Origin of the sequence: Brachyspira sp. (assembly GCF_050873525.1) — a bacterium.
GTDB lineage: Bacteria > Spirochaetota > Brachyspiria > Brachyspirales > Brachyspiraceae > Brachyspira.
Map to the genome: position 1 here is coordinate 1 of NZ_JBNMIZ010000331.1, position 1,736 is coordinate 1,736.

Genomic DNA, 1,736 nt, shown 5'->3' on the forward strand with positions numbered 1-1,736 from the left:
CTAAAGTAAAAGAAAAAGAAGCATTAGAATTAAAAGAGAGATTAATGTCTAATCAATATGTTAATAAATAAAATCCACATTATTTTATCTCTATTTTTCTTTAATTAAAGTGTTTATATTTTTCAATTTATAACTAATTTATCGCTTTCTTCTTAATAGTAATCTTTATAAAAAATATCTTATAAACCCTATACCTATCATTCTCTATAACCCCTATAATTTTCTTCTTTGGATTTTTAAGCTTTTTATACGGAGATAACTTTAAATATTTCCACCATATATCATAATGATGCATAGTTAATGTTGTATTCCAAGGTTTCCACTCCCCGCCATAATGATAAATCTTTGGTTTTTTAAACGATTTTTTTATTATCTCTTCGTTATAAAAAGCATCGTTAAAAGGCTGGTTATAATTCATATTATAAAATACATTATATGACGGCTCTAAATAATTTATCGAATCCGAATATTGCTGTCCGATTACCGCATTCAAAATATCTTGGTCAACATAAGGCGAATTTGGATATTTATTTAAAAAGTCAATCATTTTTTCAAATATATTAAGTTCATTTGCAAGTTTTATATTTACTAAAAAGAAGCCCGAATTAAAATAATGATATTTCAAAGCGTCTTTTTGAAAATTTTTAAAATATTCTATTTCATAACAATGAGATAAAATATTTTTTCTATGTTGCATAGCCAAAGGTTCTATTACTACAGATGCAAGTTTATCTTCGGTTAAATTATCGTATATAATTGATAAATCCGTGTCTACAATCATATCGCCGTCTATATAAAAACATTTATCAACATCTTCGGGCGATACTTTAAACATTAATAATCTATAATAAGCGGCTAAAGACACATAAGGTATTTTGCATTTTGTAATATCTATTTTATTAAAAAGATAAATATAGTTTTCTACAGGTATATTTATAATTTCAAAATTATACTTCTTTTTTAATTTTAATATTGTATTAATTTCTTTATCACTAAATCCCGTTGTAAGTAAGAAAAATCTTGCTATTCTCGATTTATCAATATTGGTTAAAATCGAAGTTATGGCTACAGTTATAGGAATAATAAAATTTTTATCTCCGCATAATACAAAATTAATATATTTATTTTCCATAAAATTTTCTCCTTTTTTATTTAATTGTCAAAATATTAAAAATTGTAAATAAATAATATTTCCTCATATTTTCTACAGTTTTAATTTTTATAATTGGAATAAACGAAAGGAGATAATATTTTATCTCGCCGCCGACAAATTCCTCTTTTCTTAAAAATGGAATAAACGAAAACAAATAATATTTTTTCCCTCTTTCTTTAATAAACCATCTTTGAATCACATAAACCGCTTTATCTTTATGATTAGCGTCTTCATACATTCGCATAGATTTAAAATATTTTTTATCGCAGTCGCTCGGGTTATTAATCAAAATATTTAGCCAATTCGTTATTTCTTTATTTTTAATAAATGTTTCCAATTCCAAAAAACAATTTTTAGCGATTTTAGAAAATTCTACAATTACATCCCATATTTTATCGTATCGTCCAAATGAAAGGATTTTATATAATCCATTAATTTATAGTTTGACAAATAAAATTATTCTGTTATAATATCCTTATGAACAATAAACCTTTTAATGCATTAAATGATTGTTTTGTTCGGTATTTCTTTACCGATAAAGGCGGCGAAAAAGTTTTGCTTGATTTTATAAACGCTGTTATGA

General features: G+C 24.3%; 2 protein-coding genes and 1 pseudogene. 1 reads left to right on the forward strand and 2 read right to left on the reverse strand.

The features are described 5' to 3' along the window. Window positions 1–133: 133 nt before the first annotated feature. Complete coding sequence (locus ACR0QS_RS13120) at window positions 134–1,132, reverse strand: glycosyltransferase family 8 protein (RefSeq protein WP_432633900.1); 999 nt, start codon at window positions 1,130–1,132, stop codon at window positions 134–136. 16 nt (window positions 1,133–1,148) lie between these two features. Continuing rightward, complete coding sequence (locus ACR0QS_RS13125) at window positions 1,149–1,490, reverse strand: hypothetical protein (protein WP_432633901.1); 342 nt, start codon at window positions 1,488–1,490, stop codon at window positions 1,149–1,151. Between the two features lie 140 nt (window positions 1,491–1,630). On the opposite strand from ACR0QS_RS13125, the pseudogene ACR0QS_RS13130 reads away from it, so the two are divergent. After that, window positions 1,631–1,736: pseudogene (locus ACR0QS_RS13130) on the forward strand (Rpn family recombination-promoting nuclease/putative transposase); the annotation flags it as partial.